General features: G+C 57.0%; 25 protein-coding genes. 22 read left to right on the top strand and 3 right to left on the bottom strand.

The annotated features are described in order from the left end of the window. Positions 1 to 27: 27 nt before the first annotated feature. The 8 genes from ROA7450_RS00245 (at position 28) to ROA7450_RS00280 (ending at position 5,978) form a co-directional block, all read left to right on the top strand. Positions 28 to 816, top strand: a complete 789-nt coding sequence (locus tag ROA7450_RS00245; RefSeq protein WP_085803622.1) for an exodeoxyribonuclease III — start codon at positions 28 to 30, stop codon at positions 814 to 816. A gap of 92 nt (positions 817 to 908) precedes the next feature. Further along, positions 909 to 2,396, top strand: coding sequence for an FAD-binding oxidoreductase (locus tag ROA7450_RS00250; protein WP_085803623.1), 1,488 nt, complete (start codon positions 909 to 911; stop codon positions 2,394 to 2,396). Continuing rightward, positions 2,393 to 2,797, top strand: a complete 405-nt coding sequence (locus tag ROA7450_RS00255) for a hypothetical protein (protein ID WP_085803624.1) — start codon at positions 2,393 to 2,395, stop codon at positions 2,795 to 2,797. The genes ROA7450_RS00250 and ROA7450_RS00255 overlap by 4 nt, the downstream gene beginning before the upstream one ends. Then, on the top strand, positions 2,797 to 3,849 hold the full coding sequence (locus ROA7450_RS00260) for a hypothetical protein (protein ID WP_085803625.1): 1,053 nt from the start codon (positions 2,797 to 2,799) through the stop codon (positions 3,847 to 3,849). The genes ROA7450_RS00255 and ROA7450_RS00260 overlap by 1 nt, the downstream gene beginning before the upstream one ends. Continuing rightward, positions 3,839 to 4,132 carry a hypothetical protein gene (locus tag ROA7450_RS00265; protein ID WP_085803626.1) on the top strand — a complete coding sequence of 98 codons (294 nt, stop codon included), beginning with the start codon at positions 3,839 to 3,841 and terminating at the stop codon, positions 4,130 to 4,132. The genes ROA7450_RS00260 and ROA7450_RS00265 overlap by 11 nt, the downstream gene beginning before the upstream one ends. A gap of 74 nt (positions 4,133 to 4,206) precedes the next feature. Next, entirely contained in the window at positions 4,207 to 5,118 is a 912-nt protein-coding gene (locus tag ROA7450_RS00270) for a thioredoxin family protein (RefSeq protein ID WP_085803627.1), read from the top strand. Between the two features lie 27 nt (positions 5,119 to 5,145). After that, positions 5,146 to 5,790 (top strand): LON peptidase substrate-binding domain-containing protein, encoded by a 645-nt coding sequence (locus tag ROA7450_RS00275; RefSeq protein ID WP_085803628.1) that lies wholly within the window; start codon positions 5,146 to 5,148, stop codon positions 5,788 to 5,790. Beyond that, positions 5,787 to 5,978, top strand: coding sequence for a Trm112 family protein (locus ROA7450_RS00280; protein ID WP_085803629.1), 192 nt, complete (start codon positions 5,787 to 5,789; stop codon positions 5,976 to 5,978). The genes ROA7450_RS00275 and ROA7450_RS00280 overlap by 4 nt, the downstream gene beginning before the upstream one ends. 29 nt (positions 5,979 to 6,007) lie before the next feature. Here ROA7450_RS00280 and ROA7450_RS00285 read toward each other — a convergent pair whose 3' ends face one another. Beyond that, positions 6,008 to 6,748 (bottom strand): FadR/GntR family transcriptional regulator, encoded by a 741-nt coding sequence (locus ROA7450_RS00285; protein WP_085803630.1) that lies wholly within the window; start codon positions 6,746 to 6,748, stop codon positions 6,008 to 6,010. Between the two features lie 71 nt (positions 6,749 to 6,819). Between ROA7450_RS00285 and ROA7450_RS00290 the strand changes: the two genes are divergently transcribed. From ROA7450_RS00290 to acuI, 4 genes are all read left to right on the top strand, one after another. Next, complete coding sequence (locus ROA7450_RS00290; protein WP_085803631.1) at positions 6,820 to 7,614, top strand: DUF2182 domain-containing protein; 795 nt, start codon at positions 6,820 to 6,822, stop codon at positions 7,612 to 7,614. Between the two features lie 3 nt (positions 7,615 to 7,617). Next, positions 7,618 to 8,325 (top strand): DUF1326 domain-containing protein, encoded by a 708-nt coding sequence (locus tag ROA7450_RS00295; RefSeq protein WP_085803632.1) that lies wholly within the window; start codon positions 7,618 to 7,620, stop codon positions 8,323 to 8,325. 44 nt (positions 8,326 to 8,369) lie between these two features. Continuing rightward, the gene (locus ROA7450_RS00300; protein ID WP_085803633.1) at positions 8,370 to 9,476 is read left to right on the top strand and encodes a dimethylsulfoniopropionate demethylase; all 1,107 of its coding nucleotides are present in this window, start codon (positions 8,370 to 8,372) and stop codon (positions 9,474 to 9,476) included. 62 nt (positions 9,477 to 9,538) lie between these two features. Next, positions 9,539 to 10,531, top strand: coding sequence for an acryloyl-CoA reductase (acuI, locus tag ROA7450_RS00305; RefSeq protein WP_085803634.1), 993 nt, complete (start codon positions 9,539 to 9,541; stop codon positions 10,529 to 10,531). 36 nt (positions 10,532 to 10,567) lie between these two features. Here acuI and ROA7450_RS00310 read toward each other — a convergent pair whose 3' ends face one another. Continuing rightward, a complete protein-coding gene (locus ROA7450_RS00310) occupies positions 10,568 to 11,056 on the bottom strand; it encodes a GNAT family N-acetyltransferase (protein WP_234999359.1) in 489 nt (162 codons plus the stop codon). A 202-nt stretch (positions 11,057 to 11,258) separates the two neighbouring features. On the opposite strand from ROA7450_RS00310, the gene ROA7450_RS00315 reads away from it, so the two are divergent. From ROA7450_RS00315 to murD, 10 genes are all read left to right on the top strand, one after another. After that, positions 11,259 to 11,801 (top strand): GNAT family N-acetyltransferase, encoded by a 543-nt coding sequence (locus tag ROA7450_RS00315; protein ID WP_085804107.1) that lies wholly within the window; start codon positions 11,259 to 11,261, stop codon positions 11,799 to 11,801. 642 nt (positions 11,802 to 12,443) lie between these two features. Next, positions 12,444 to 12,947, top strand: coding sequence for a division/cell wall cluster transcriptional repressor MraZ (gene mraZ / locus ROA7450_RS00320; protein ID WP_085803636.1), 504 nt, complete (start codon positions 12,444 to 12,446; stop codon positions 12,945 to 12,947). 4 nt (positions 12,948 to 12,951) lie between these two features. Continuing rightward, a complete protein-coding gene (gene rsmH / locus ROA7450_RS00325) occupies positions 12,952 to 13,944 on the top strand; it encodes a 16S rRNA (cytosine(1402)-N(4))-methyltransferase RsmH (protein WP_085803637.1) in 993 nt (330 codons plus the stop codon). After that, entirely contained in the window at positions 13,944 to 14,312 is a 369-nt protein-coding gene (ftsL, locus tag ROA7450_RS00330) for a cell division protein FtsL (RefSeq protein WP_143534299.1), read from the top strand. Before rsmH ends, ftsL begins: the two co-directional genes overlap by 1 nt. Next, a complete protein-coding gene (locus ROA7450_RS00335) occupies positions 14,309 to 16,099 on the top strand; it encodes a peptidoglycan D,D-transpeptidase FtsI family protein (RefSeq protein WP_085803639.1) in 1,791 nt (596 codons plus the stop codon). The genes ftsL and ROA7450_RS00335 overlap by 4 nt, the downstream gene beginning before the upstream one ends. 13 nt (positions 16,100 to 16,112) lie before the next feature. Continuing rightward, positions 16,113 to 17,600: a UDP-N-acetylmuramoyl-L-alanyl-D-glutamate--2,6-diaminopimelate ligase gene (locus ROA7450_RS00340; protein WP_085803640.1), complete on the top strand. Its 1,488-nt coding sequence runs from the start codon at positions 16,113 to 16,115 to the stop codon at positions 17,598 to 17,600. Further along, on the top strand, positions 17,597 to 19,021 hold the full coding sequence (locus tag ROA7450_RS00345; protein WP_085803641.1) for a UDP-N-acetylmuramoyl-tripeptide--D-alanyl-D-alanine ligase: 1,425 nt from the start codon (positions 17,597 to 17,599) through the stop codon (positions 19,019 to 19,021). Before ROA7450_RS00340 ends, ROA7450_RS00345 begins: the two co-directional genes overlap by 4 nt. 24 nt (positions 19,022 to 19,045) lie before the next feature. Next, positions 19,046 to 20,128, top strand: coding sequence for a phospho-N-acetylmuramoyl-pentapeptide-transferase (gene mraY / locus ROA7450_RS00350; protein ID WP_085803642.1), 1,083 nt, complete (start codon positions 19,046 to 19,048; stop codon positions 20,126 to 20,128). Continuing rightward, the gene (locus tag ROA7450_RS00355; RefSeq protein WP_143534300.1) at positions 20,129 to 20,530 is read left to right on the top strand and encodes an ACT domain-containing protein; all 402 of its coding nucleotides are present in this window, start codon (positions 20,129 to 20,131) and stop codon (positions 20,528 to 20,530) included. Between the two features lie 86 nt (positions 20,531 to 20,616). Further along, positions 20,617 to 22,017, top strand: a complete 1,401-nt coding sequence (murD, locus tag ROA7450_RS00360; protein ID WP_085803643.1) for a UDP-N-acetylmuramoyl-L-alanine--D-glutamate ligase — start codon at positions 20,617 to 20,619, stop codon at positions 22,015 to 22,017. A gap of 62 nt (positions 22,018 to 22,079) precedes the next feature. On the opposite strand, the gene ROA7450_RS00365 is transcribed toward murD, so the two are convergent. Continuing rightward, on the bottom strand, positions 22,080 to 22,598 hold the full coding sequence (locus ROA7450_RS00365; RefSeq protein ID WP_085803644.1) for an HD domain-containing protein: 519 nt from the start codon (positions 22,596 to 22,598) through the stop codon (positions 22,080 to 22,082). Between the last annotated feature and the right edge of the window lie 163 nt (positions 22,599 to 22,761).

Consider the following 22,761-nt stretch of genomic DNA (forward strand, 5'->3'; position numbering starts at 1 on the left):
GAATCTCATGCCGTCAGGAGCATCGCCATGGCCTTCACCCTCGCCACTTGGAACATCAACTCGGTCCGTTTGCGCGAGCCGATTGTCTGCAAGCTGCTGGAGGAGGAAGGCCCGGATATCCTGTGTCTGCAGGAATGCAAAAGCCCGGTGGAAAAGATCCCGACCGAGGCGTTTGCGGCGCTGGGATACACCCACATGGTTGCGCGCGGGCAGAAGGGGTATAACGGTGTGGCAATCCTGTCGAAACTGCCGATTGAGGATGTGGGGGACAAGGATTTTGCCGATTTGGGGCATGCGCGGCACGTGGCGGGGCGGCTGGACAATGGTGTGGTGATCCACAATTTCTACGTGCCTGCAGGCGGTGATGTGCCGGACCGCGAAAAGAACGAAAAGTTCGGCCAAAAGCTGGATTACCTGAGCGATATGCGGGATTGGTTCCATGCAGAAAAACCTGAAAAATCCATTCTGGTGGGCGATCTGAACATTGCCCCGCGTGAGGACGACGTCTGGGACCACAAAAAACTGCTGAAGATTGTCAGCCACACGCCGGTTGAAGTGGAGAGCTTCAACAGCGTGATGGAAGCAGGCGGCTGGGCGGATGTGACCCGCAACGATATCCCCGAAGGGCTTCTGTATAGCTGGTGGTCATACCGTGCCCGCGATTGGGATGCTGCCGACAAAGGCCGCCGGCTGGATCACGTCTGGGCCACAGGTGACATTGCCAATGCTGGGCATTCTAGTCGCGTCTTGCGGGATGCTCGAGGTTGGGAAAAGCCCAGCGATCATGCACCTGTCTTCGCAAGTTTTGACTTGTAATTCAGTCTCTTAAATTCACAGGTCAGGATTTCCTTACCTAAAAAACTCCGCTACCTTCACCAAAATGTTATGAGGGGGCGGAGGTTTTGGAAATGAAAACATTTACAAGACGCGCAGCCTTGATTGGCGGTGGGGCCGTGTTGGGCGGATGGGCCGTGAGACGGTTTTCGGCCTCCAATCCTGTTTTGGATGGCACCCAGAGCATTGCGTCAAAGGGAAACGCCCAAACGCTCAATGACGCCAGCGGGCTGAGCGAGACGCCGATTTTTCGCCACTCGATCCTGCGTGAGGACCCGAATGAGACGTTGATTGCATCTTTGCGATCCGAGCTTAAAGAGGCGCGTTCTGAGGGCAGGCCGGTCAATGTTGGTGCCGCGCGGCATTCCATGGGAGGGCAGGCCATTCCACGCGATGGGCATGCGGTAACCTTTGACAATGGCTGGATCGCGCCGGACACTAGCAATGGCGTGATGCAGGTCCATGCCGGGGCGCGCTGGTCACGGGTGATTGCGGCGCTGGATCCGCTGGGCTTTGGCCCCAAGGTGATGCAATCGAACAATGACTTTGGCGTGGCCGCGACATTCTGTGTAAACGCGCATGGCTGGCCGGTGAAACAGGGACCGATGGGGGCAACGGTACGGTCGTTTGAGATGGTGCTACCGGATGGGGAGCTGGTCACGTGTTCGCGGGATATAAACGCGGATCTTTTTGGGATGACGATGGGCGGCTATGGCCTGACCGGGGCGATCACCCGGATGGAAGTGGAGGTTGAGCCGAATAGGCGATTGGAACCTTCCTATGAGGAGATGCCTGCGCAAAGGTTTGGAGATCGGTTTCTGGAAGCGCTGGCAGATGAAAGTGTGAACATGGCCTATGGTCGCTTAAACGTTGATCGGGCTGGGTTCTTTGAGCAAGCGCTGATGATCACCTATCGCCCGACGGAGGATCAATCGGATCTGCCGCCGGCCAGCGGGTCGGGCATGGTGTCGGAACTGGCCAGCCATGTGTACCGGGCGCAGTTGGGCAATGAGCGGATGAAACGTCTGCGGTGGTGGACGGAAACGGATCTGGCGCCAACAGTTACCAGCGGGATTGCCACACGCAACAGTCTGATCAACGAACCGGTGGTCACACTGGATGATCGGGATCCAAGCCGTACCGACATTCTGCATGAGTATTTCGTGAGCCCCGAGCACTTTGGCGAGTTTGTCACCATCTGTCAGGAGGTGATCCCGGCGTCGTACCAGGAGTTTTTGAACGTGACCTTGCGGTTCATTGACCAAGACCCGGACAGCTGGCTGGCCTATGCGCCGGTGCCCCGGATTGCCGCGGTGATGTCGTTCAGCCAGGAAATGACCGAACGGGCCGAGGCGGATATGGCGCGGATGACGCGGGAGCTGATTGAGCGGATCACAGATATCGGCGGAACATATTATCTGCCCTATCGCCCACACGCGACGCAGGCACAGTTTCTGCGGGCATATCCACGGGTGAATGACTTTGTATCGTCAAAAAGACAACGCGATCCTGACCTGATTTTCCGCAATGTGTTTTGGGATAACTTTATGAGTGCGCTATGAGTATTTTACGCAAAATCACATTTGGCTATTTCGTTGCGCTGCTGATCGCGGCCTCTTTGAACTATATTCCCGGCCTGACCGATGATCAGGGGCTGGCATTCGGGATTTTTGCGCTGGACCCCTATGATGACGCGCTGCATGTGGCCTCGGCGCTTTGGGCGTTGAGTGCGGTGGTCATGGGTGCACGCGCATGCACGCTGTTTCTCATGATCTTTGGAGCGCTTTATCTGGGCGACGGGATCTTTGGGATCTTTACCGGATATGGCTATCTGGATCTGGGGATTTTCACCAATCCGTCGGCGGGCATGTCGTTCACCTTGGCCAGGTTTCTGGCCAACCTGCCGCATATCGCCATGGGGGCCTTTGCGCTCTGGTCAGGCTTGCGTTGGGGACAAAAGTGATGCGCTGGCTGTGGAAGTGGCTCAAGCGTATCGTGCTGGTGGTGGCGCTGGTGGTGGTCGGTCTGGCGTTGCCAGTGGGGTATAACGAGCTAGCCTGCGTCCGTAAGCCGGTTGAGAGCGAATACGCCGCTATACTGCCGCCGGATCAGCACCGCGCGGAATCGCGCACATTGTTGACGTATCCGGAATGGCACATCGTGCATGCCTATGATGATTACGCCAAGGTGATCGAAACCGGTGATCCGCATGAGTTTGGATACTGGCAAGCGGTCCGGGGGTTTTGGTCATCGCTGTGTGAGCTGTCCTATGCCTCGGCCGATCATGGCGGGTTTCCGGGGGAGACCAAGCAGATGGTCTATGTCATCGGGGTGAGCTTTACGGCGGAGTTGCTGGCCAAGGCGGCTTATGAGGAAACACTGGGCCGGGTTACGACGTGGTTGCGAGGGGAGGAGCGCGCGCCACTGGATAACCTTTCGGCGCTGCAATCGGCGGATTATGCGAATTTCCTGCAGCAGGTGCCGTGGTACAAATGGGATTTTCGCGCGGATGCTGCGGCATTGAAGGAGAATGCCTCGGGTGCCTCGCGTGATACCGAGCGGCGTCTTGCACTGGGATTGGAGTACAAGGCCAAGGCGGCGTATGCTGGGGTGATTGAACAGGCGGTGTCGGCTGTAGGGGCGGATGAGTTGCGCCTGAGGATGATTGTGAGCGGTTTGCCTGATGAAGTGCTGACCGCAATGGAGGGCGTTAAGGTCGTAGCCCAGCATGCGCAGGGGACAGAGATCGAAACCCCGCGCTACCGCGAACTGACGTATATACTCAAACAGATGGCAGATGAGGGCGTTGAGTTCGTCGAGATCGCGGGCAATGATGATATCATGTTCACCGCGATCTCGGCGCAGGCCGAGGTAGCGGGGGCGATCCACAGTTTTGCGCGGCAGGGATATGGCGACCACCGGCATCTGATCATGGTGAGGGTGGGGGATCTGGCAAGCACTCTGCGTGAGATGGATCAGGGCGTTCTGTGGTTGGAGCACATCCATGACTATTAAGCATTGGCTGGGCACGCTGTTGGCTGTGTTTGTGGGCTGGGTGGCGGTGCTGGCGTCGGTGGCATTGTTCACCGATGCCGCGCCCGGGGCGATTGTACTGTTTCCAGCGGATGATTTTACAGCGCAACTGCCCGAAAATGCGGCCGTGGTTGGGGGCGGGGCGGTCTGGCTGGCTATCCGGGGCGATGGGCCGGATCTGGGCAAGTCGCTCTACCGTGCCGGGGGGCGCTTGGTCTTGCCTGCGGGTCTGCCAGGGTGTTTGCCACTGCCTTCTGCGAACTGAGGCCTTGCAACCAAGGGCGTGCTGCGCCATGTAACATTCAACATTTAGAGACATGAATGGCAGGAGTGCGCACCATGCTTGAACTTGGCGGACAAACCCCACCAGAAACCGATCTGATCAAGGATGTATCCGAGGCGGATTTCATGGCCGAGGTGATCGAAGCCTCGCAAACCGTTCCGGTGATTGTTGATTTCTGGGCGCCGTGGTGTGGCCCATGCAAAACTTTGATCCCGGCAATTGAAGCTGCGGTGACCAAGGCTAAGGGCGCGGTCAAGCTGGCCAAAGTCAACGTTGATGAGGCACAGATGATTGCGGGCCAGTTGCGTGTGCAGTCGGTGCCGACGGTCTATGCATTTTGGCAGGGCCAACCGATTGACGGTTTTCAGGGCGCGCTTCCACCGTCAGAGCTGGACGCTTTTATCGCGCGGGTAATCACCGCGGCCGGCGGCGATACCTCTGGCGGATTGGACGAGGCGATTGCTGCGGCCGAAGAGATGCTGGAAGAGGGGTCCGTGGCTGATGCGGCGCAAACCTTTGCCGCCATTCTGGAAGAAGACCCCCAAAATGCTGCCGCCTATGGCGGGATGGTCCGGTCCTACATTGCATTGGACGATTTGGAGCAGGCCGAGGCGATTTTGAACGGCGCACCCGCCGAGATCTCGAACGCACCCGAGCTGGAAGCGGCGCATGCGCAACTGGAGTTGGCTAAGCAGGCGGCGGATGCTGGCCCGGTTGGTGAACTGCAGGCGGCAGTAGACGCCACCCCTGATGATCATCAGGCGCGGTTTGATCTGGCGCAGGCCTTGCATGCGTCTGGTCAGACGCAAGAGGCGGTTGATCAGTTGCTGGAATTATTCCGCCGCGATCGCGAGTGGAATGATGATGCGGCACGGCAGCAACTTTTCACGCTGTTTGATGCGCTCAAGCCGAACGACCCGATTGTGCTGAATGGCCGTCGCAAGCTGAGCTCAATGATATTTGCCTGATCACAAAAACAGTTTAGATTAGCATTTATGTTTCATCAGGCTGACCTGCCCGACGTTGTTCCGCTCTTCCCTTTACCGGGGGCGCTGCTGCTGCCGCGCTCACGTCTGCCGCTGCATCTGTTTGAGCCGCGGTATCTGGCGATGCTGGATGACACGCTGAAGATCCCCGGGCGATTGATTGGAATGATCCAGCCCAACGAAGTACCTGGACGCAGTGGCACAGGATTGCATTGTATTGGCTGTGCCGGGCGGGTGACGCAGTTTTCGGAAACTGAAGATGGGCGTTACATGATCACCCTTTCGGGGATTTCGCGGTTTCGGATCGAAAAGGAAGTTGAAGGCTTCACACCCTATCGCCGCGCGAAAGTATCTTGGGGCGGGTTTGAACGTGACCTGGGGCCGCAGGATGCGGACACACAGTTTAATCGCGGGGCCTTCATGGACCTGCTGGCGCGGTATTTCGATGCGAGGGAACTGCAGACCGATTGGGAGACGCTCAAGGATGCAGATGACGAATTGCTGATCAATTCTTTGTCGATGCTGCTGGGCTTCGAGCCTGAGGACAAACAGGCCTTGTTGGAGGCTCCGTCGTTGAGTACCCGACGCGAAACTTTGGTGACACTGATAGAATACGCCCTGCGCAGCGGTGGCGAAACGGAGATCATGCAATGAGTGATGCGCTGACATCCCCCGCCTTTGACCGCCGCATGCTGGAGGCGCTGATCTGCCCGCAGACCCATAGCACGCTGCGCTATGACGCTGGCGCGCAGGAGCTGATTTCGGACAAGGCCAATCTGGCTTTTCCGATCCGCAATGGCATTCCGATCATGCTACTGGACGAAGCACGCCCACTGGAATAGGGCGCTTTCCCGTATTTTCAGACTAAATTTCAGGCGCTGTCGCGTTTTTGGGCGCGTTCGGCCATGACGTTTTGGCCGAGTTCCAGCGTGTAGGTTTCAAGTTCTGACAGCGTGGCGCTGGCGGTTTCGGGGTCCTGAGCCTCAATCGCGTCGGCGATGCGGTTGTGCAGGCGAACGATTTCCTCGCGCGAGCGGGCGGTGAAGGTGATCATGTTCATCAGGGGTTGCATGGCCTCGACCGCACCAGCGAGTTGATAGCGCAGGACCGGGTTATCGGTGGCATCAACCAGCGCGCGGTGAAAGGCCACGTCGGAGGCGCAGAAACACTCGTCGCTCAGGCCGGGCTGAGCCTGACGGTGGGTTTCGGCGCGCATGGCGGCCAAATGATCTGGCGTGCGGCGCTCGGATGCTAGCCGTGTACAAGCCCGTTCCAGCGCATAGCGCGCCTCGCAGGCAGTGGCGAAGCTGACGGTATTCATACTGAGCAGCAATGTCGATGTGGTGATCTGCTGGCTGTAGGCCTCCTCGTAGCTTAGTCGATTGACGAAGGCCCCGCCGAAAGCCCCGCGCTCTGTCCGGATCAAAGATTGCGCCGCTAAGCGTTTGAGGGCTTCGCGCACTGTGGGGCGGGAGACCTGAAATTGGTCAGCCAGTTCTGCCTCAGACGGGAGCCGTTCATCGACAATCATCTGGCCGGACATGATGGCATCCCGGATCGCCTGAGCGATCTGGGCGGAAAGGTCTGGTTTGCGTGTACTGTTCGATTTCATTTGTCTTACTTTTAATTGTCTGACATTTAAGTTGCAAGGCGCGAATCGTGGTATGGAGATATACCTTGCAGATGATTTTGTCATATCCGGTGCGAAACCTGCTGTGGCTGGCGTTCTTTGCCTCCATACTGGCAGCGTGGTGGATGATGTACGCCATGGCCGTAGATATGGATCTTGACCTGATCGGCCGTCCTGGCGCGCAGGGCGAGATGATGCGCAATATGGATCCGCGCATGGACATGTATATGCCCATGGCCAACTTTGGCCCGTTATTCGTGATGTGGGCGGCAATGATGGCGGCGATGATGTTGCCGACGATGGTGCCGACCCTGCGCAGTTACGAAGACCTGATGGTGAGTGCCAACGGATCCTGGGCCGGCTGGATCGGCGTGGTGTTGGGCTATGGCATTGTCTGGGTGGCGTTTGCGGCGCTGATCACCGCAGTGCAATTGGGCCTGCTGTTTGGCGGTGTGGTGGATATGCTGGGCATTTCCAAAACGCCGCTATTCGCAGGGCTACTGCTGCTGGCGGTGGGTGCGTTTCAGTTCACCCGAACGAAAGAACTGTGCCATGGCGTTTGCCACAGCCCAATGAGCTATTTCCTGGGCCACTGGCGCACGGGATTCCGCGGCGGGCTGCGCATGGGGCTGGGACTTGGGGTCTTTTGCGTTGGCTGTTGCTGGGGCTTCATGGCGCTGGGATTTGTCGGCGGCGTGATGAACCTGTTGTGGATGGGATTGGCAACACTGTTCATGGTGTTGGAAAAATTACCGCAAATCGGGCATCGTGTAACCAGACCGATGGGATTTGTATTGATATTGGGTGGTGTGGCCGTGTTGAGCGCACCGCTGTGGAACGGAGGATAACACATGGCATTACAGCGCAAAGAGAACGCGGATAAGCTGCCGGTCTCACAGCGGATCGACAACCGTATGCCCAACCCAAAACGGCGTGAGGCCAGCCCGACCGACTGGGCGATCAAGGGCGAATTGTTCCTGAACTGCTCTTGCACCGTGTTCTGCCCCTGTGTTGTCTCATTGGGCGCGCATCCTCCAACTGAAGGCCATTGCCACGCCTGGATGGGGATTGCGATTGATGAGGGCCACTATGAAGGCGAAGATCTGGGCGGGCTGAACGTCGGTCTGCTGGTCGATATTCCGGGGCGCATGGGCGAGGGAAACTGGAAAGTGGCCGCCTATGTTGATGAGCGCGCAAGCGGTAAGGCCTATAACGGCATCCTACAGATATTTTCCGGTCAGGCCGGGGGGACCACGGGCCTCTTTACTATGCTGGTGAGCGAGATCATCGGGGCCGAGCGCCACAAGGTGGATATCGTGCGCGAAGGTAAAAAGCGCGGGCTGTATATCGGCCGCAAGATTCAAGGAGAGATCGAGATGATTGACGGCGCAAGCCCGGATCATCCTGTGATGGTCACCAATTCCAAGTATTGGATGGGGCCGGATATCATCGCCGCAAGGGGCCTGAAGTCGCGGGTGCGCGACTATGGCCGAATTTGGGATTTCGGCAATAAATCGGCTGAGATTTGTCCGATTGATTGGAGCGGACCCGGGAAGTGAACGGGTCTTAGGTGCAACACAACTAATCTACTGGAGTTCGTGACGTGAACACGCCTCTTTTGTCACCCTCGCGCCGGGTGCGCAGAACGCCTTTTTCTGATGGTGTCGAAGCCGCAGGAATTCAGGCCTATACCGTCTATAATCACATGCTGTTGCCAACCATGTTCAACAGCGTTGAGGAAGACTGTCGTCATCTCAAGACGCATGTGCAGGTCTGGGATGTGTCCTGCGAGCGGCAAGTGCAGATCAAGGGGCCGGACGCGCTGCGTCTGGTGGAATTGCTGACGCCACGTGACTTGAGCAAGATGAGCGCCGAGCGCTGCCTGTATATTCCGATGGTGGATCAGGATGGAGGCATGCTGAATGACCCGGTACTGATCGAGGCGGGGCCGGACACCTATTGGATTTCAATCGCGGATAGCGACGTGCTGATGTGGGTCAACGCGATTGCCGCCTGCAACAGTTTTGATGTCGAAGTGACGGAGCCTGATGTTTCGCCATTGGGTGTGCAGGGGCCTTTGGCGAATGAGCTAATGTCGCGCGTCTTCAATGAAGACGTGAAAGCACTCCGATTTTTTGGCTGCAATCGATTTGCCTTTGAGGGGCATGAATTCCTGATTTCCCGCTCGGGCTATTCCAAGCAAGGCGGCTTCGAGATCTATGTCGATAACTACGAGTTGGCGATGCCGCTTTGGAACGCCCTATTCTCGGAAGGTGAAGAGCTTTTGGTGCGTGCGGGCGGGCCGAACCTGATTGAACGGATCGAAGGTGGCTTGCTGAGCTATGGCAACGATATGACCCGCGCTAATACGCCGCTGGAATGCGGATTGGGCATGTATGTGAATGCCGGTCGTCTGGACACATGTTTCGGTGGTCGCGCGCTGCGCGAAGAGTTGGAACAAGGCAGCCGCCAGATGATCCGGCCCATTGCGATCGAGGGTCATATTCCGATGTGTGATCGGGTTTGGCCGGTGTATGCTGGCGGTAAGCAGGTCGGTCAGGTGACCTCGGCCGCTTGGTCGCCGGATTTTGAAACCAACGTGTCGATTGGAATGGTCGAGCGCAGCCATTGGGATGCTGGCACCAAGCTTGAAGTGGAGACCCACGAAGGCATGTGCGACGCAGCGGTTCAAGATGCGTTTTGGAAATAAGACGGGCAGGGGATTGAGCCTCTGTTTGAAATAAGGACAAAGAAATCATGACGGAGAAAGACATGTTCAACGCATTGGTTGTCGAAAAAGATGAAGAGAGCGGCAAAACCGCAGCAGCGGTTAAGCAGCTGGGGCTGGATGATCTGCCGAACGCCGAGGTCACCGTGGCGATTGACTATTCAACCGTGAACTACAAAGACGGTCTGTGCATCGGGCCCGGTGGTGGTTTGGTGCGTAGCTACCCGCATATTCCTGGCATCGATTTTGCCGGCACGGTCGAGGCTAGCGATGATGACCGTTACAAGCCCGGCGACAAGGTTGTGCTGACAGGCTGGCGCGTGGGGGAAGCGCATTGGGGCGGCTATTCCCAAAAGGCCCGCGTCAAGGCGGACTGGCTGGTGCCGCTGCCGGATGGGTTGGATGCGCGTCGGGCAATGGCCGTGGGCACTGCGGGCTTTACCGCGATGCTGGCGGTGATGGCGTTGGAAGATCACGGCCTGACCACGGGCAATGGCCCGGTTCTGGTGACCGGTGCAGCCGGTGGTGTGGGCTCGGTTGCGACTGCTATTCTGGCCAATCTGGGTTATGAGGTGGCTGGCGTTACCGGGCGTCCTGAAAGTGCGGATTACTTGACGTCGCTGGGCGCGACGCAGCTCTTAGCGCGCGAAGAGCTGAACGAGACCACCAAACGCCCGCTGGAATCAGAGAACTGGGCGGGCTGTGTCGACGCTGTGGGTGGCGCGATGCTGGCGCGGGTTTTGGGGCAAATGAAATACGGTGCGTCTGTTTCTGCCGTCGGTCTGGCCGGTGGTGCGGGCCTGCCTGCCACGGTTATCCCGTTCTTGCTGCGTGGTGTGAATCTGCTGGGGATCGACAGCGTGATGCAGCCTTATGACAACCGCGTGCGGGCATGGGGGCGGATAGCCAAGGATCTGCCAATGGATAAGTTGGAGGCCATGATCCAGCCCGCGAGCCTGTCGGATCTGCCCAAGCTTGGTGCAGATATCCTGCAGGGTCAGGTGCAGGGCCGTGTTGTTGTGGATGTGAACGCCTAAAGGCTGGCAGATTGTAGATTTCGAGAAGGGCCGCGGTTACGCGGCCTCTTTCATTTCTTGGACGCTGGAAAGACGCTTTCTTAGGAGCTTGCAGCAAGGGTCGTGCGGGTTACGGGAGATCTGGTAACCCAGCTTGCGGGCGAGGGCGAGCATGGACGCGTTCTCTGCCAAGACATCCGCCCAGAGGGTTTCAATGCCGTTTTTTTGGGCTTCGGTTTCGATCTCTTTCATCATCGATGTCGCCAGCCCGATACCGCGCCACCCTTCGGCGATGCTCAGGGCAAATTCGGCAGAGGTCTCTGAATCTTGATCGCGAATATAGCGTGCCTCGGCGATCAGATTACCGTTTGAATCAAGTGCGACGATGCCGACGTGTCGGTTGCCATCCACATCGCAAAGGCGCTCAAATATGGAGGGCGGAACCGTGGGCAGTGCGATCATGAAACGCGAAAACAGGGTCTGTTCTGAGAGTTCCGAAAAGAATGCCATAAGTGACGTAGCGTCAACCTGGCGCTGTTTTCGCATCCGGGCTGATTTTTCTGCTATAGGCAGAGGGCCTGTCTTATTTTTGCCGAATATGGCTGATCTATCGGGGCGCATCCTGATCTCCGGTTTCATGAAGTTTTCAAGAGCCGAAGGTAGAGCTGCCATGTTTCAGCCAGTTTTCTGTCTGGCTGAATAAATGTTTCGATTGTATATGCCGATTTGGGGGGCACGTAAGATGGTTATGGAACACACGATAGACAGAGGAATCGGCGTGGCGGTACCATCGCATTCCACAATCCGGCTGGCGCGCGAGAGTGATTATGACACTGTCTGGCCGATCTTGCGTGATGTGATCCGCGCGGGCGATACCTATGCGCTGGATACGCAGCTCTCTCGTGATGCGGTGCGGGATCTGTGGATGGATACCCCCCGAGCCAGTTATGTTGTTGAAGATGAAGATGGCATCATTGGCACCTATTACATCAAGACTAACCAACAAGGTGGCGGGGCGCATGTCTGTAACTGCGGCTATGTCGTGGCCCCCTTCGCACGCGGGCGCGGGATCGCCGAGATGATGTGCCTGCATTCACAGGACGAGGCGCGCGGTCTTGGCTATCTGGCGATGCAGTTCAACAGCGTGGTCGAAACCAATGAGGCTGCGATCCGGCTTTGGGAAAAGCTGGGATTTGATACCGTCGGCCGACTGCCGAGAGCTTTCCAGCATCCCGAGCAGGGCTTTGTCGATGCGCGGGTCATGTACAAATGGCTGGGCGAAGCCGTCTGAAAGCCTCTTCTTAAATGTAATTGCCCCCCCAACACGGGAATGTATGGGATGGGTGTGACACTCTCCTGTTCCCAGCCAGCATTTTGATTGCGAATCACTCTGATTTGAGTGTGATACAGACTATCTCGACCGAGATTTTGGTCAGATTTCCCTCTCATACAAGAAAAATTGGAAAATTTCCGGGAATTTATGGGAGGGACCGCGGCGACTCTTGAGGATACACTATATGGTATCCGATATGAATTATTAGCCTATATGATGTGCTGATTTTCCAGTTTTGAGCACAAAATCTTGATTTTCGCGTGCTCATAAAACTACATGCTGTGTAATATTCCCATAAATACTTGTTGATTTCCATGAATTCCCATGGCATCCCTGTATTCACGATGAGGACGGGACAAAGGGGCGTTAGACCCCGTAAATCAAAAAAACTCCTAAGTCAGGTTTCATACAGGCACCCCCTTCATCAGAACAAAGAGATCCGGCGCGCGAGCGAGCAGACATCCCCCCAGGTGGCGCGCGTGATCGGACACCCCGCATAGCGGGACGAGGGCGGCGGATTGGGCAGTGGCAGCAGCTCAGTCCGCCGTTTCGTTTCTAAAGGTAAGAATTTTTCCGGGGGACAACAGAAGGCCAGGGACAGTGGGTCGACGGTTCAGAGGTGAAAGCCACCACAAGGTGGATACGAAGGGCAGGGTGTCTATCCCGGCCTCTTTTCGCCGTGTGCTGGAAGCATCTGACCCCAACTGGCGTGATGGAGATACCCCCGAGCTGGTGATTGTTTATGGTGATCACCGCCGCAACTATCTGGAATGCTATACAATCGAGGCCATCGAAGAGGTGGACGAAAAGATCGACGCGCTGCCGCGTGGCTCGATGGAGCGCAAGATGTTGCAGCGTCTGTTTCACGGTCAATCGTTCCCAACAATGGTCGATGAAACCGGACGTCTGGTCCTGCCGGCAAAGCTGCGGCAGAAGATTGAACTGGACAAAGAGGCGTTCTTTATCGCTGCTGGCGACACCTTCCAGATCTGGAAACCAGAAACTTATGAACAGGAAGAGCTGGCCAAGACCGAAGCTTGGCTTGAAGATCTGCCTGATGATTTCGATCCGCTGATTTATCTTGATGGTGCAAAAGGGGAATAAACGGATGGCTGCTGCTGCCCAAGGCCCCAATCCTTCACCCCATATTCCAGTTCTGTTGCGTCCTTTGATTGCAGCCGTGGCGCCGATTTCGGGTGTATGGTTGGATGGAACCTTGGGGGCCGGGGGCTATACCCGTGCCCTGCTGGAGGCTGGCGCCGAAAAGGTCATCGGGATTGACCGCGATCCTCTGGCACTGGAGATGGCGCAAGATTGGGGTGCTGAATTCGGTGCGCGGCTGGAGCTGGTGCATTCCACGTTTTCGCAGATGGATGATCACGCAGATCAGATCGACGGCGTGGTTCTGGATTTGGGCGTGTCTTCGATGCAGTTGGACCTATCAGAGCGTGGGTTTTCCTTTATGCGCGATGGGCCTCTGGACATGCGGATGAGCCAGGACGGCCCGGATGCGGCGGATCTGGTGAATACAGCCGCTGAAGCGGAACTGGCAGACATTCTGTATCTTTACGGTGAAGAACGCGCGAGCCGTCGCATTGCGAAGGCCATCGTCAAGGCGCGTGCGATTGAACCGCTCAAGACGACATTGCGACTGGCTGAGGTGGTCGAAAAATGCTTGCCGCGTTCGAAGCCCGGACAGGCGCACCCGGCGACGCGTAGCTTTCAGGCGATCCGCATTGCTGTGAACGATGAGTATGGCGAGCTGGTCAAAGGGCTTGAGGCGGCTGAGCGTGTACTTAAACCCGGTGGGCAACTGGCAGTGGTGACCTTCCATTCCATCGAAGACCGGATGGTCAAACGGTTCATGCAGGCGCGCGCAGGCAAGACCGGGCAAGGCAGTCGCCATGCCCCGCAACAAGCGCAGGAAGCGCCGCAGCTCGAATTAAAAACCCGCAAGGCCGTTGGACCGGACGATGTAGAATTGGCCGAAAACCCGCGGTCACGCAGTGCCCGGCTGAGGGTCGCAATCCGCACTGAAGCACCAACGGGGAAAACCGACCGCAAAGCCATTGGCATGCCACAGTTGAAGGGGGCGCACTGATGCGAAGCCTGTTTTATGTCTTTACCGCTTGCGCGGTGATTGCCCTGGCCTTCTGGGCGTATCACGAGAACTATAAAACCCAGACGGTACAGACCGAGGCTGAAAGGTTGCAACGTGAGATCAGCGAGGCGCGCGCGCGTTTGCGGGTGCTGAATGCTGAATGGGCCTATCTCAACCGCCCGGATCGTTTGCGCGATTTGGCTGAGATCAATTTTGAAAAACTGGGTCTTTTGCCGTTGCAGCCGGATCAGTTCGGCAATGTCGATCAGGTCAGCTTTCCCCGCAGTGATGAAAATGAAACGATCTTTTCCATCGTGAACGGGATAGAGGTCTCTAATTCCGGGGCATTGACGGAGACATACCCATGATCCGCACACCGCTTCGCCCGCTTGCCCGCATTCTGGACGCCCGCGCCAAGGGTGAGAACCCGGACAAGATCGAGCGCGATAACATTCGTCAGCGGCATGAAACCATGCGTGATCGCACCCGGATCCGGGCTGAAGGACGGTTGCTGATGCTGGGGGTGATGTTTTTCTTAGGATTTAGCACCATTGGCCTGCGGATGGGTGTGATTGCCCAATCTGAACCGGCGGAACCGCGCACATCGCTGGCAGGTGCACAGATTGTTGCGCAACGGGCTGACATTGTAGATCGCAAAGGACGGGTTCTGGCGACCAATCTGGAAACCCACAGTCTATATGCTCAACCCCGTCATATGATCGACCCGAAAGGGGCAGCGGATAAACTGGTGGCGATCTTCCCAGATCTGGACCACGCGCGTTTGATCAAGGATTTCACTGGTGACCGTAAGTTTCTGTGGATCAAAAAAAGAATTAGCCCTGAGCAAAAACAGGCCGTGCACGACATCGGTGATCCGGGCCTGCTGTTTGGACCTCGCGAAATGCGACTTTATCCCAATGGTCGTTTGGCGGCGCATGTTTTGGGCGGAGCTGGCTTTGGCCGTGAAGGCGTGCACGCCGCTGAGGTGATCGGCGTGGCGGGCGTTGAAAAATATTTTGATGATCGTCTGCGCGACCCGGCGCAAGGCGACAAGCCTCTGCAGCTATCGATTGATCTGACCATTCAGTCCGCAATTGAGCGCGTGCTTTACGGCGGGATGCGGTTGATGAATGCCAAGGGTGCCGCAGCCATTTTGATGGATGTGCATACGGGGGAGGTTATCGCGATTGCCTCTTTGCCGGATTTTGATCCTAATGACCGGCCACGTCCTCCGACATCGGGCGACCCATCTGATAGCCCCCTGTTCAATCGTGCGGTGCAGGGTGTGTATGAGTTGGGATCGACCTTCAAAATTTTCGCAACCGCGCAGGCACTGGAGTTGGGGCTGGTGTCGACCAGCAGCATCATTGACACGGGTCAACCATTGAGAGTGGGCGGATATTCAATCAACGAGTTCGAGCGCAAGAATTACGGTAAGCTGGATGTCAGCAGCATCATCATGAAAAGCTCTAACCGGGGTACCGGGCGTATTGCCCTGATGATTGGACCCAAGCGGCAAAAGGAATTCCTTGGCGCGCTGGGAATGTTTGAAGCCACGCCACTAGAGATTGTCGAAGCAAAAGGTGGCAAGCCCTTGATCCCACAGCGATGGACGGATCTGAGTGCGGTTACCATTTCTTATGGTCATGGCATTTCGAACACGCCCATGCATCTGGCCGCTGGGTATGCGGCCATTGCAAACGGCGGGTATACGATAAAGCCAACGTTGATCAAACAAGACGGTCCACAATATGGACCACGGATCATGCGTGAAAACGTGGCACGGGCCTCGCGTGATATGCTTCGCCGGGTGGTGTCAGATCCCGATGGCACGGCCAACTTTGGCGAGGTCCCGGGATATGGCGTCGCGGGCAAGACCGGGACGGCAGATAAACCAAAACCCTCGGGCGGGTATTATGACGACAAGGTAATCAATACCTTTGCGTCAATGTTCCCAGTGGATAATCCAAAGTATGTACTGATCGTCACATTGGATGAACCGGTGGAAACTTCGGGCAAAAAACCGCGCCGAACAGCGGGTTGGACATCCGTGCCTGTGGCGGCAGAGATTATTCAACGCATTGCGCCACTGATGGGGCTGCGACCCAAGATTGAACCTCAGCCAACGACTGGTATAACGCTGACATCGAACTAGGCCGAAAAGGGTTATGGCGGTGGGGCAGACTAAATCATTAACCGAGCTGGGCCTGACCGCCCAACAGGGCCGGCAGGCTGAGATCGTCGGGCTGGCGGTGGACAGTCGTGAGGTCAAGGAGGGGTTTCTGTTTGCAGCCCTTCCAGGCACGCAGGTTCATGGCGGTGAGTTTATCGAAAAAGCACTGAGCAGAGGGGCCGTTGCAATCCTGACTGATGTCGAAGGTGCGCGGATTGCGGACGAGGCGCTGGAGGCCCATGGCGCGGCGCTTGTTCTGGCGCAAGACCCGCGTCAAGCGTTGGCCTATACCGCGGCGCTGTGGTTTGGCGAACAGCCCGAGGTTATGGTGGCCGTTACGGGGACCAATGGCAAAACATCAGTGGCTAGCTTTTGCCGCCAGATTTGGACCGCGCTGGGATACGATGCGGTCAATCTGGGTACGACGGGCGTTGAAGGCGCTTGGTCGGCCTCTTTGGCCCATACCACGCCTGAGCCGATCACCCTTCACAAGGCCTTGGCTGGGGCGGCGCAGGCCGGTGTGACCCATGCGGCGATGGAGGCCTCAAGCCACGGATTGGAGCAACGCCGGTTGGACGGTGTGCGGATTGCGGCGGCAGGTTTTACCAATTTCACACAGGATCATCTGGATTATCACGAGAGCTTTGAAGCCTATTTTGGTGCGAAGTCTGGCTTGTTTTCACGGGTATTGCCCGAAGACGGTATCGCGGTGGTCAACATCGACGATCCCAAAGGGTATGATTTGGCAAAGATAGCAAAGGACCGTGGTCAACAGATCATTCGTGTTGGTCGTGATGCTAATGCGGACCTACAGCTTCAGACGCAGCGGTTTACGCCGACCAGCCAGGCCCTGCGATTCAATTGGGGTGGTCAGGCGCGGCAGGTAGAATTGCCCTTAATGGGGGGCTTTCAGGCGGAAAACGTTTTGCTGGCCGCTGGTCTGGTGATTGCTGCTGGTGCGGATGCCGAACTGGTATTCAATACCTTGTCGGAAATGGAAACCGTGCGCGGTCGGATGCAGCTTGCCGCGACTCGTGAAAACGGGGCGGCGGTGTTTGTCGATTACGCCCACACGCCTGACGCGGTGTCGACGGCGCTCAAGGCGTTGCGCCCGCATGTCATGGGCCGCCTGATTGCGATAGTTGGTGCGGGCGGTGATCGCGATGACACCAAACGTCCATTGATGGGGCAAGCGGCGGCAGAAAACGCTGACATCGTGATTGTCACTGATGACAACCCGCGAAGTGAAGATCCTGCCAGCATTCGAGATGCCGTGCTGAGGGGGTGTCCTCAGGCCGTGAATGTTGGCGATCGGGCCGAAGCGATTTTGCGCGGGGTCGATGCACTTGGCCCAGGAGATGCCTTGTTGATCGCGGGTAAGGGGCATGAGACCGGACAGATTATTGGTGATGATGTCCTGCCATTTGATGATGTGGAGCAGGCGAGTGTGGCTGTTTCCGCGTTGGATGGGGTGCAACCATGACACTCTGGTCAGCAGCAGAGGCCGCCGAGGCCACGGGTGGCAAGGTCACGTCGAACTGGGAAGCGCATGGCGTATCGATTGATACGCGCACCTTGCAACCCGGCGATCTGTTCGTGGCGCTGAAAGCCGCACGTGATGGGCATGATTTTGTGACGCAGGCTTTGGAAATTGGCGCAGCTGCGGCGCTGGTGACGCATGTGCCTGAAGGTGTTGCAGAAGATGCACCGTTGCTGATCGTGCCGGATGTGCTCGAAGGGCTGGAGGCGATGGGCCGCCACGCCCGGGTACGCTCGGATGCCCGCGTCGTGGCTGTGACTGGATCAGTTGGCAAAACCTCGACCAAGGAAATGCTGCGGGATGTTTTGGGTCAACAGGGAAAAACCCATGCGGCTGAGGCCAGCTACAACAATCATTGGGGGGTGCCGCTGACCTTGGCGCGGATGCCGGTTGATACCGAGTATGCCGTGATCGAGATCGGGATGAACCACCCCGGCGAGATTGCTCCTTTGGCAAGGATGGCGCGTCCGCATGTCGCAATGATAACGACGGTCGCCGCTGCACATCTGGAGGCATTCGAGAATATCGAAGGGATTGCCCATGAAAAGGCGGCTATCTTTCAGGGACTGGAGTCGGGAGGGACGGCTGTCATCAACGCTGACGTTGATACGGTAAAAATCCTGCGGGAGACAGCGCAGGACAATGGTGCGCAGATCAAGACCTTTGGCCAGAAAGGGGATTACACTCTAAGCGATCTACGCTTTACTGAGGGGTGCACCGTGGTCGAGGCTGATGTCAACGGGCAGCCGGTGCTTTACAAGATCAACAGCATGGGGCGACACTTCGCGATGAACGGGCTCGGTGTGTTGGCTTGCGTGGATGCGTTGGGAGGTGACCGCGCCTTGGCGGCCATGGGCCTGGGCCAATGGCAGCCACCAGCCGGGCGCGGAACCCGTGAAACACTGGTGCTCGATGCCGATGATGAGGCGCTGACCTTTGATTTGATCGACGATGCATTCAACGCCAATCCCACATCAATGGCCGCATCGTTAGAAGTGCTGGCGACGTCTAAGCCCCGCGATGGTATTGGCCGTGTCAAAAAGGGCCGCCGGATCGCAATCCTCGGCGATATGTTGGAACTCGGCCCGGATGAACTTGCCCTACACGTCGGGTTGGCGGATTTGCCTTACATGGGGCAGGTAGAGCTCGTTCATTGTGTTGGGCCGCGCATGCAGGCGCTCTGGAGCGCTCTTCCCGCAACACTTCGGGGCGAATGGGCGGAAAATGCCGAGGCCCTCGTGCAATCGGCGCACCGTATGATAGACGCCGGCGACATTGTGTTGGTGAAGGGCTCCAAGGGCAGTCGCGTGAGCCTGATTGTCGAGGCGTTGCGCAATGCCGCGCGCCCGGCACCTGTAGATTAGCGGGCAGATCGAAAGGACGATTGAATGTTATATTGGCTGAGCACCCTTTCCGATGGCGGTGATTTTTTCAACCTATTCAGGTACATCACCTTCCGTTCCGGGGGCGCCTTTATGACTGCGCTGATTTTTGGGTTCCTGTTTGGCAAGCCTTTGATCAACGTTCTGCGGCGCAAGCAGGGCAAGGGCCAACCGATCCGAGATGACGGACCCGAGTCGCATTTCGTCAAGTCGGGCACACCGACCATGGGCGGGTTGCTGATTGTGGGGGCTCTGTCGACCTCCACCCTGCTGTGGGCGCGATTGGACAATCCCTTTGTCTGGCTGGTCTTGTTGGTGACATTGGGCTTTGCTGCGATTGGATTTGCCGATGACTATGCAAAGGTTTCCAAGCAGAACGTCTCGGGCGTCTCTGGTAAGGTCCGTCTGGGGCTTGGATTTTTGATTGCTGGGCTGGCTGCTTACTGGGCTTCGCTCAGCCATCCAGAGGCGCTGCAATACCATCTGGCGCTTCCAGTATTCAAAGACACGCTGCTCAATCTGGGGATCTTCTTTATTCCCTTTGCTATGTTCGTGGTCGTGGGCGCGGCAAACGCGGTGAATCTGACCGATGGTCTGGATGGATTGGCGATTATGCCGGTGATGATTGCCGCAGGGTCCTTCGGGGTAATTGCCTATGCGGTGGGCCGGGTCGACTTTACCGAATATCTGGATGTACACTACGTGCCGGGCACCGGTGAAATTCTGGTCTTTGTTGCCGGTCTGATCGGTGGTGGGCTTGGGTTCCTGTGGTATAACGCCCCGCCGGCGGCTGTGTTTATGGGCGACACCGGATCGCTGGCCTTGGGCGGCGCTTTGGGCGCCATCGCCGTGGCCACCAAACACGAGATCGTTCTGGGCATCATCGGTGGGTTGTTTGTGGTCGAGGCGCTGAGCGTGATCATACAGGTGCTTTATTTCAAACGCACTGGGAAACGCGTGTTCCTGATGGCACCGATCCATCACCACTATGAGAAAAAGGGCTGGGCCGAGCCGCAGATCGTGATCCGTTTCTGGATTATCGCAGTGATCTTGGCAATGATTGGCCTGGCAACTCTGAAGGTTCGTTAAATGGCGGAGCGCGTCAAAGATACAAATGAGATGATCCGGCAGATGCGCCCGGCGTTGCGCGATGGCAGCTATCATTTTGTGCATGTGGCAGATACCGAACTGGCCGCCCGTGCGATGCTGATGTCGATCGCCAGCTTTGCCGAGGATGAGGGGCTATCGCTGATCCTGCCCTCAGCAGCGCTGAGCGAGCTTGGCTTGATTGATGATATGCCAATGCGCTGTATTACGCTTCAAGTGCATTCGGCGCTGGATGGCGTGGGACTGACCGCTGCGGTGGCCACTGTGCTGGCTGAAAATGGCATCCCCTGCAATATGGTTGCCGCCTACCATCACGACCACGCTTTTGTGCCTGCCGAGAGTGCGGAAGAGGCTGTGGCGCTGTTGGAAAGCATCGCGGGATAAGCGCTCAACGTGTTGGACGCTTCTAAACAGATTGTGTAAACGATTCTGAAGCGACCGTATTGAGCGGAAAAAAGGGGCACGTGTTCATGATACCAGTGGCAGGGTTTGACGGCGCAACGGTTGCGGTTCTGGGCTTGGGGCGTACGGGCCTGTCCGCATCGCGGGCCTTGCAGGCAGGCGGGGCCGTGCCAGTGGTCTGGGATGACAATCCCGAGGCGCGGGCCATGGCTGAAGACGAAGGCTTCGAGGTGCGGGATCTGAACCGTGAGGGGGCTTTTGAAAATGTTGCCAGCCTGATCGTCTCGCCGGGTATTCCGCATTTGTATCCCGAACCGAACAAAGTGATCGCGGCGTCTTACGCAGCCGGGGTGCCGGTGGATAATGACATTGGGCTGTTTTTCAAATCCTTTGCCAATGGGGCCTGGGCCAATTTTGATACGCCGCCGCGCGTGGTGGCGATTACTGGCAGCAACGGCAAATCCACCACCTCGGCGCTGATCCATCACGTGCTGGAAGTTGCAGGCAAAGACGTGCAACTGGCGGGCAATATCGGGCGCGGGGTGCTGGATATTGATGCGCCGGGCGATGGCGGTGTGGTGGTGCTGGAGCTGAGCAGTTATCAGACCGAGCTGGCCCGCGCGCTGACGCCGGATATTGCGGTGTTCACCAACTTCTCACCCGACCACTTGGATCGCCACGCCGGGATCGGCGGCTATTTCGCGGCTAAACGCCGGTTGTTTGCCGAGGGCGGGCCGGACCGGGCGATTATTGGTGTTGATGAGCCCGAGGGCGTGTTCATGGCGGCGCAACTGTCTGAAGGCGCAATCGATGATCGGGTGATCAAGGTGTCAGCCGAGCGCAAACTCTCGGGTCCCGGTTGGTCAGTCTTTACCCGCAAGGGGTTCTTGTCGGAATACCGCAAAGGGCGGCAGATCGCATCGATTGACCTGCGCAACATAAAGGGGCTGCCGGGTAGCCATAACCACCAGAACGCCTGCGCCGCCTATGCCGCCTGCCGCTGTCTTGGGTTGGCGCCGAAACTGATCGAACAGGGCTTTGCCAGCTTTGCTGGCCTGCCGCATCGCAGTCAGGTGATCGCGCAAGCGGATGGCGTGACCTATGTGAACGACAGCAAGGCCACCAATGTCGACAGTGCGCTGAAGGCGCTGCAAGCCTTTGACAACATCCGCTGGATCTGCGGCGGGTTGGAGAAAGAGGGCGGATTGGACGCGTTGAAACCCGGCCTGCCGAATGTGCGTAAAGCCTATGTCATCGGGCGCGAAGCGGCGCAGTTTGCGATGAAACTGGATGGCGTGGAAAGCGCCATCTGTACCACGATGGAAGCTGCCGTCGCGCAGGCCGTCGAGGAGGCAGAGAAGGGCGACACCGTGTTGCTGGCCCCGGCAGCGGCGAGCTTTGATCAATACGACAGCTTTGAGAAACGTGGCGATGACTTTATCGCGCGGGTGGAGGTGTGTTTGACCTGATTGCCTAAGGACTAAAAACGTTGTTTGCAGTGACGGTCGGATTGCAGGCTACTTACTGACAGTTATAGACTTCGAGATAGTCTGGTATCGCCATTGGCGGCAATTTCTTCGAAAAGACTATCCAAGTCTCCGAACAGCTCCCACCGGTCAACACTCAAGCGCGCTGCAATTTCATCAATGACCTGCAATTCGAGTTCGGAAACCCGTTTTCCTTTCCAGAGCTTGTCTGACAAAGCGATAAGTAGTTCCTCAAATGATGCTTCTATGCGGTCGTACTGAGAGTGGCTTCGACAGCATCTCGCTAGGTCTTTTCCAATTCCATTCTGTTGAAGCAATATTTCGCCTGCTGCTTCATGCTTATTCCCACTTTGGTCGAGTTCCTCAGGGTGCATGATTTTACCGGCGTCATGTAGTGCAATACCCAGCAGCACAAAGCATTTGTTGTACCGAACACCCAGTTTATCGAGTTTTGAAGTTATTTCGCTGCCAACTTCACCTACTAGTTCTAGGTGTCGGATAAGCCTATGGGGCGCATCAAGTTGCCTAAGCAGGTTCAATGCATCTTCTGGGGTTTCAAGCACAAATCACTCCACGGAAAAGAACCTTTGCTCCAATTTGGTATAATGTTGAATAGTTTCAAGCGCACTATCGATGTATTACTTACAATTGGCTGCTCAGGCTTCATATCGACCACCAACATTCCGCGTCCCACGTTCTAAATGTAATTCCTCCCGCCCCTCTCTC

Origin of the sequence: Roseovarius albus (genome assembly GCF_900172335.1) — a bacterium.
In the GTDB taxonomy this organism is placed as follows: domain Bacteria; phylum Pseudomonadota; class Alphaproteobacteria; order Rhodobacterales; family Rhodobacteraceae; genus Roseovarius; species Roseovarius albus.

Bases quoted from the DNA above. Each gene is read 5' to 3' on its own strand.
- ROA7450_RS00345 (WP_085803641.1), top strand. From the start codon at position 17,597: ATGACACTCTGGTCAGCAGCAGAGGCCGCCGAGGCCACGGGTGGCAAG.
- ROA7450_RS00250 (WP_085803623.1), top strand. From the start codon at position 909: ATGAAAACATTTACAAGACGCGCAGCCTTGATTGGCGGTGGGGCCGTG.
- mraY (WP_085803642.1), top strand. From the start codon at position 19,046: ATGTTATATTGGCTGAGCACCCTTTCCGATGGCGGTGATTTTTTCAAC.
- ftsL (WP_143534299.1), top strand. From the start codon at position 13,944: ATGCGAAGCCTGTTTTATGTCTTTACCGCTTGCGCGGTGATTGCCCTG.
- murD (WP_085803643.1), top strand. From the start codon at position 20,617: ATGATACCAGTGGCAGGGTTTGACGGCGCAACGGTTGCGGTTCTGGGC.
- ROA7450_RS00315 (WP_085804107.1), top strand. From the start codon at position 11,259: ATGGAACACACGATAGACAGAGGAATCGGCGTGGCGGTACCATCGCAT.
- ROA7450_RS00285 (WP_085803630.1), bottom strand. From the start codon at position 6,748: ATGAAATCGAACAGTACACGCAAACCAGACCTTTCCGCCCAGATCGCT.
- ROA7450_RS00270 (WP_085803627.1), top strand. From the start codon at position 4,207: ATGCTTGAACTTGGCGGACAAACCCCACCAGAAACCGATCTGATCAAG.
- rsmH (WP_085803637.1), top strand. From the start codon at position 12,952: ATGGCTGCTGCTGCCCAAGGCCCCAATCCTTCACCCCATATTCCAGTT.
- ROA7450_RS00295 (WP_085803632.1), top strand. From the start codon at position 7,618: ATGGCATTACAGCGCAAAGAGAACGCGGATAAGCTGCCGGTCTCACAG.
- ROA7450_RS00355 (WP_143534300.1), top strand. From the start codon at position 20,129: ATGGCGGAGCGCGTCAAAGATACAAATGAGATGATCCGGCAGATGCGC.
- acuI (WP_085803634.1), top strand. From the start codon at position 9,539: ATGTTCAACGCATTGGTTGTCGAAAAAGATGAAGAGAGCGGCAAAACC.
- ROA7450_RS00275 (WP_085803628.1), top strand. From the start codon at position 5,146: ATGTTTCATCAGGCTGACCTGCCCGACGTTGTTCCGCTCTTCCCTTTA.
- ROA7450_RS00290 (WP_085803631.1), top strand. From the start codon at position 6,820: ATGATTTTGTCATATCCGGTGCGAAACCTGCTGTGGCTGGCGTTCTTT.
- ROA7450_RS00335 (WP_085803639.1), top strand. From the start codon at position 14,309: ATGATCCGCACACCGCTTCGCCCGCTTGCCCGCATTCTGGACGCCCGC.
- ROA7450_RS00340 (WP_085803640.1), top strand. From the start codon at position 16,113: ATGGCGGTGGGGCAGACTAAATCATTAACCGAGCTGGGCCTGACCGCC.
- ROA7450_RS00280 (WP_085803629.1), top strand. From the start codon at position 5,787: ATGAGTGATGCGCTGACATCCCCCGCCTTTGACCGCCGCATGCTGGAG.
- ROA7450_RS00260 (WP_085803625.1), top strand. From the start codon at position 2,797: ATGCGCTGGCTGTGGAAGTGGCTCAAGCGTATCGTGCTGGTGGTGGCG.
- ROA7450_RS00310 (WP_234999359.1), bottom strand. From the start codon at position 11,056: ATGCGAAAACAGCGCCAGGTTGACGCTACGTCACTTATGGCATTCTTT.
- ROA7450_RS00245 (WP_085803622.1), top strand. From the start codon at position 28: ATGGCCTTCACCCTCGCCACTTGGAACATCAACTCGGTCCGTTTGCGC.
- ROA7450_RS00255 (WP_085803624.1), top strand. From the start codon at position 2,393: ATGAGTATTTTACGCAAAATCACATTTGGCTATTTCGTTGCGCTGCTG.
- ROA7450_RS00265 (WP_085803626.1), top strand. From the start codon at position 3,839: ATGACTATTAAGCATTGGCTGGGCACGCTGTTGGCTGTGTTTGTGGGC.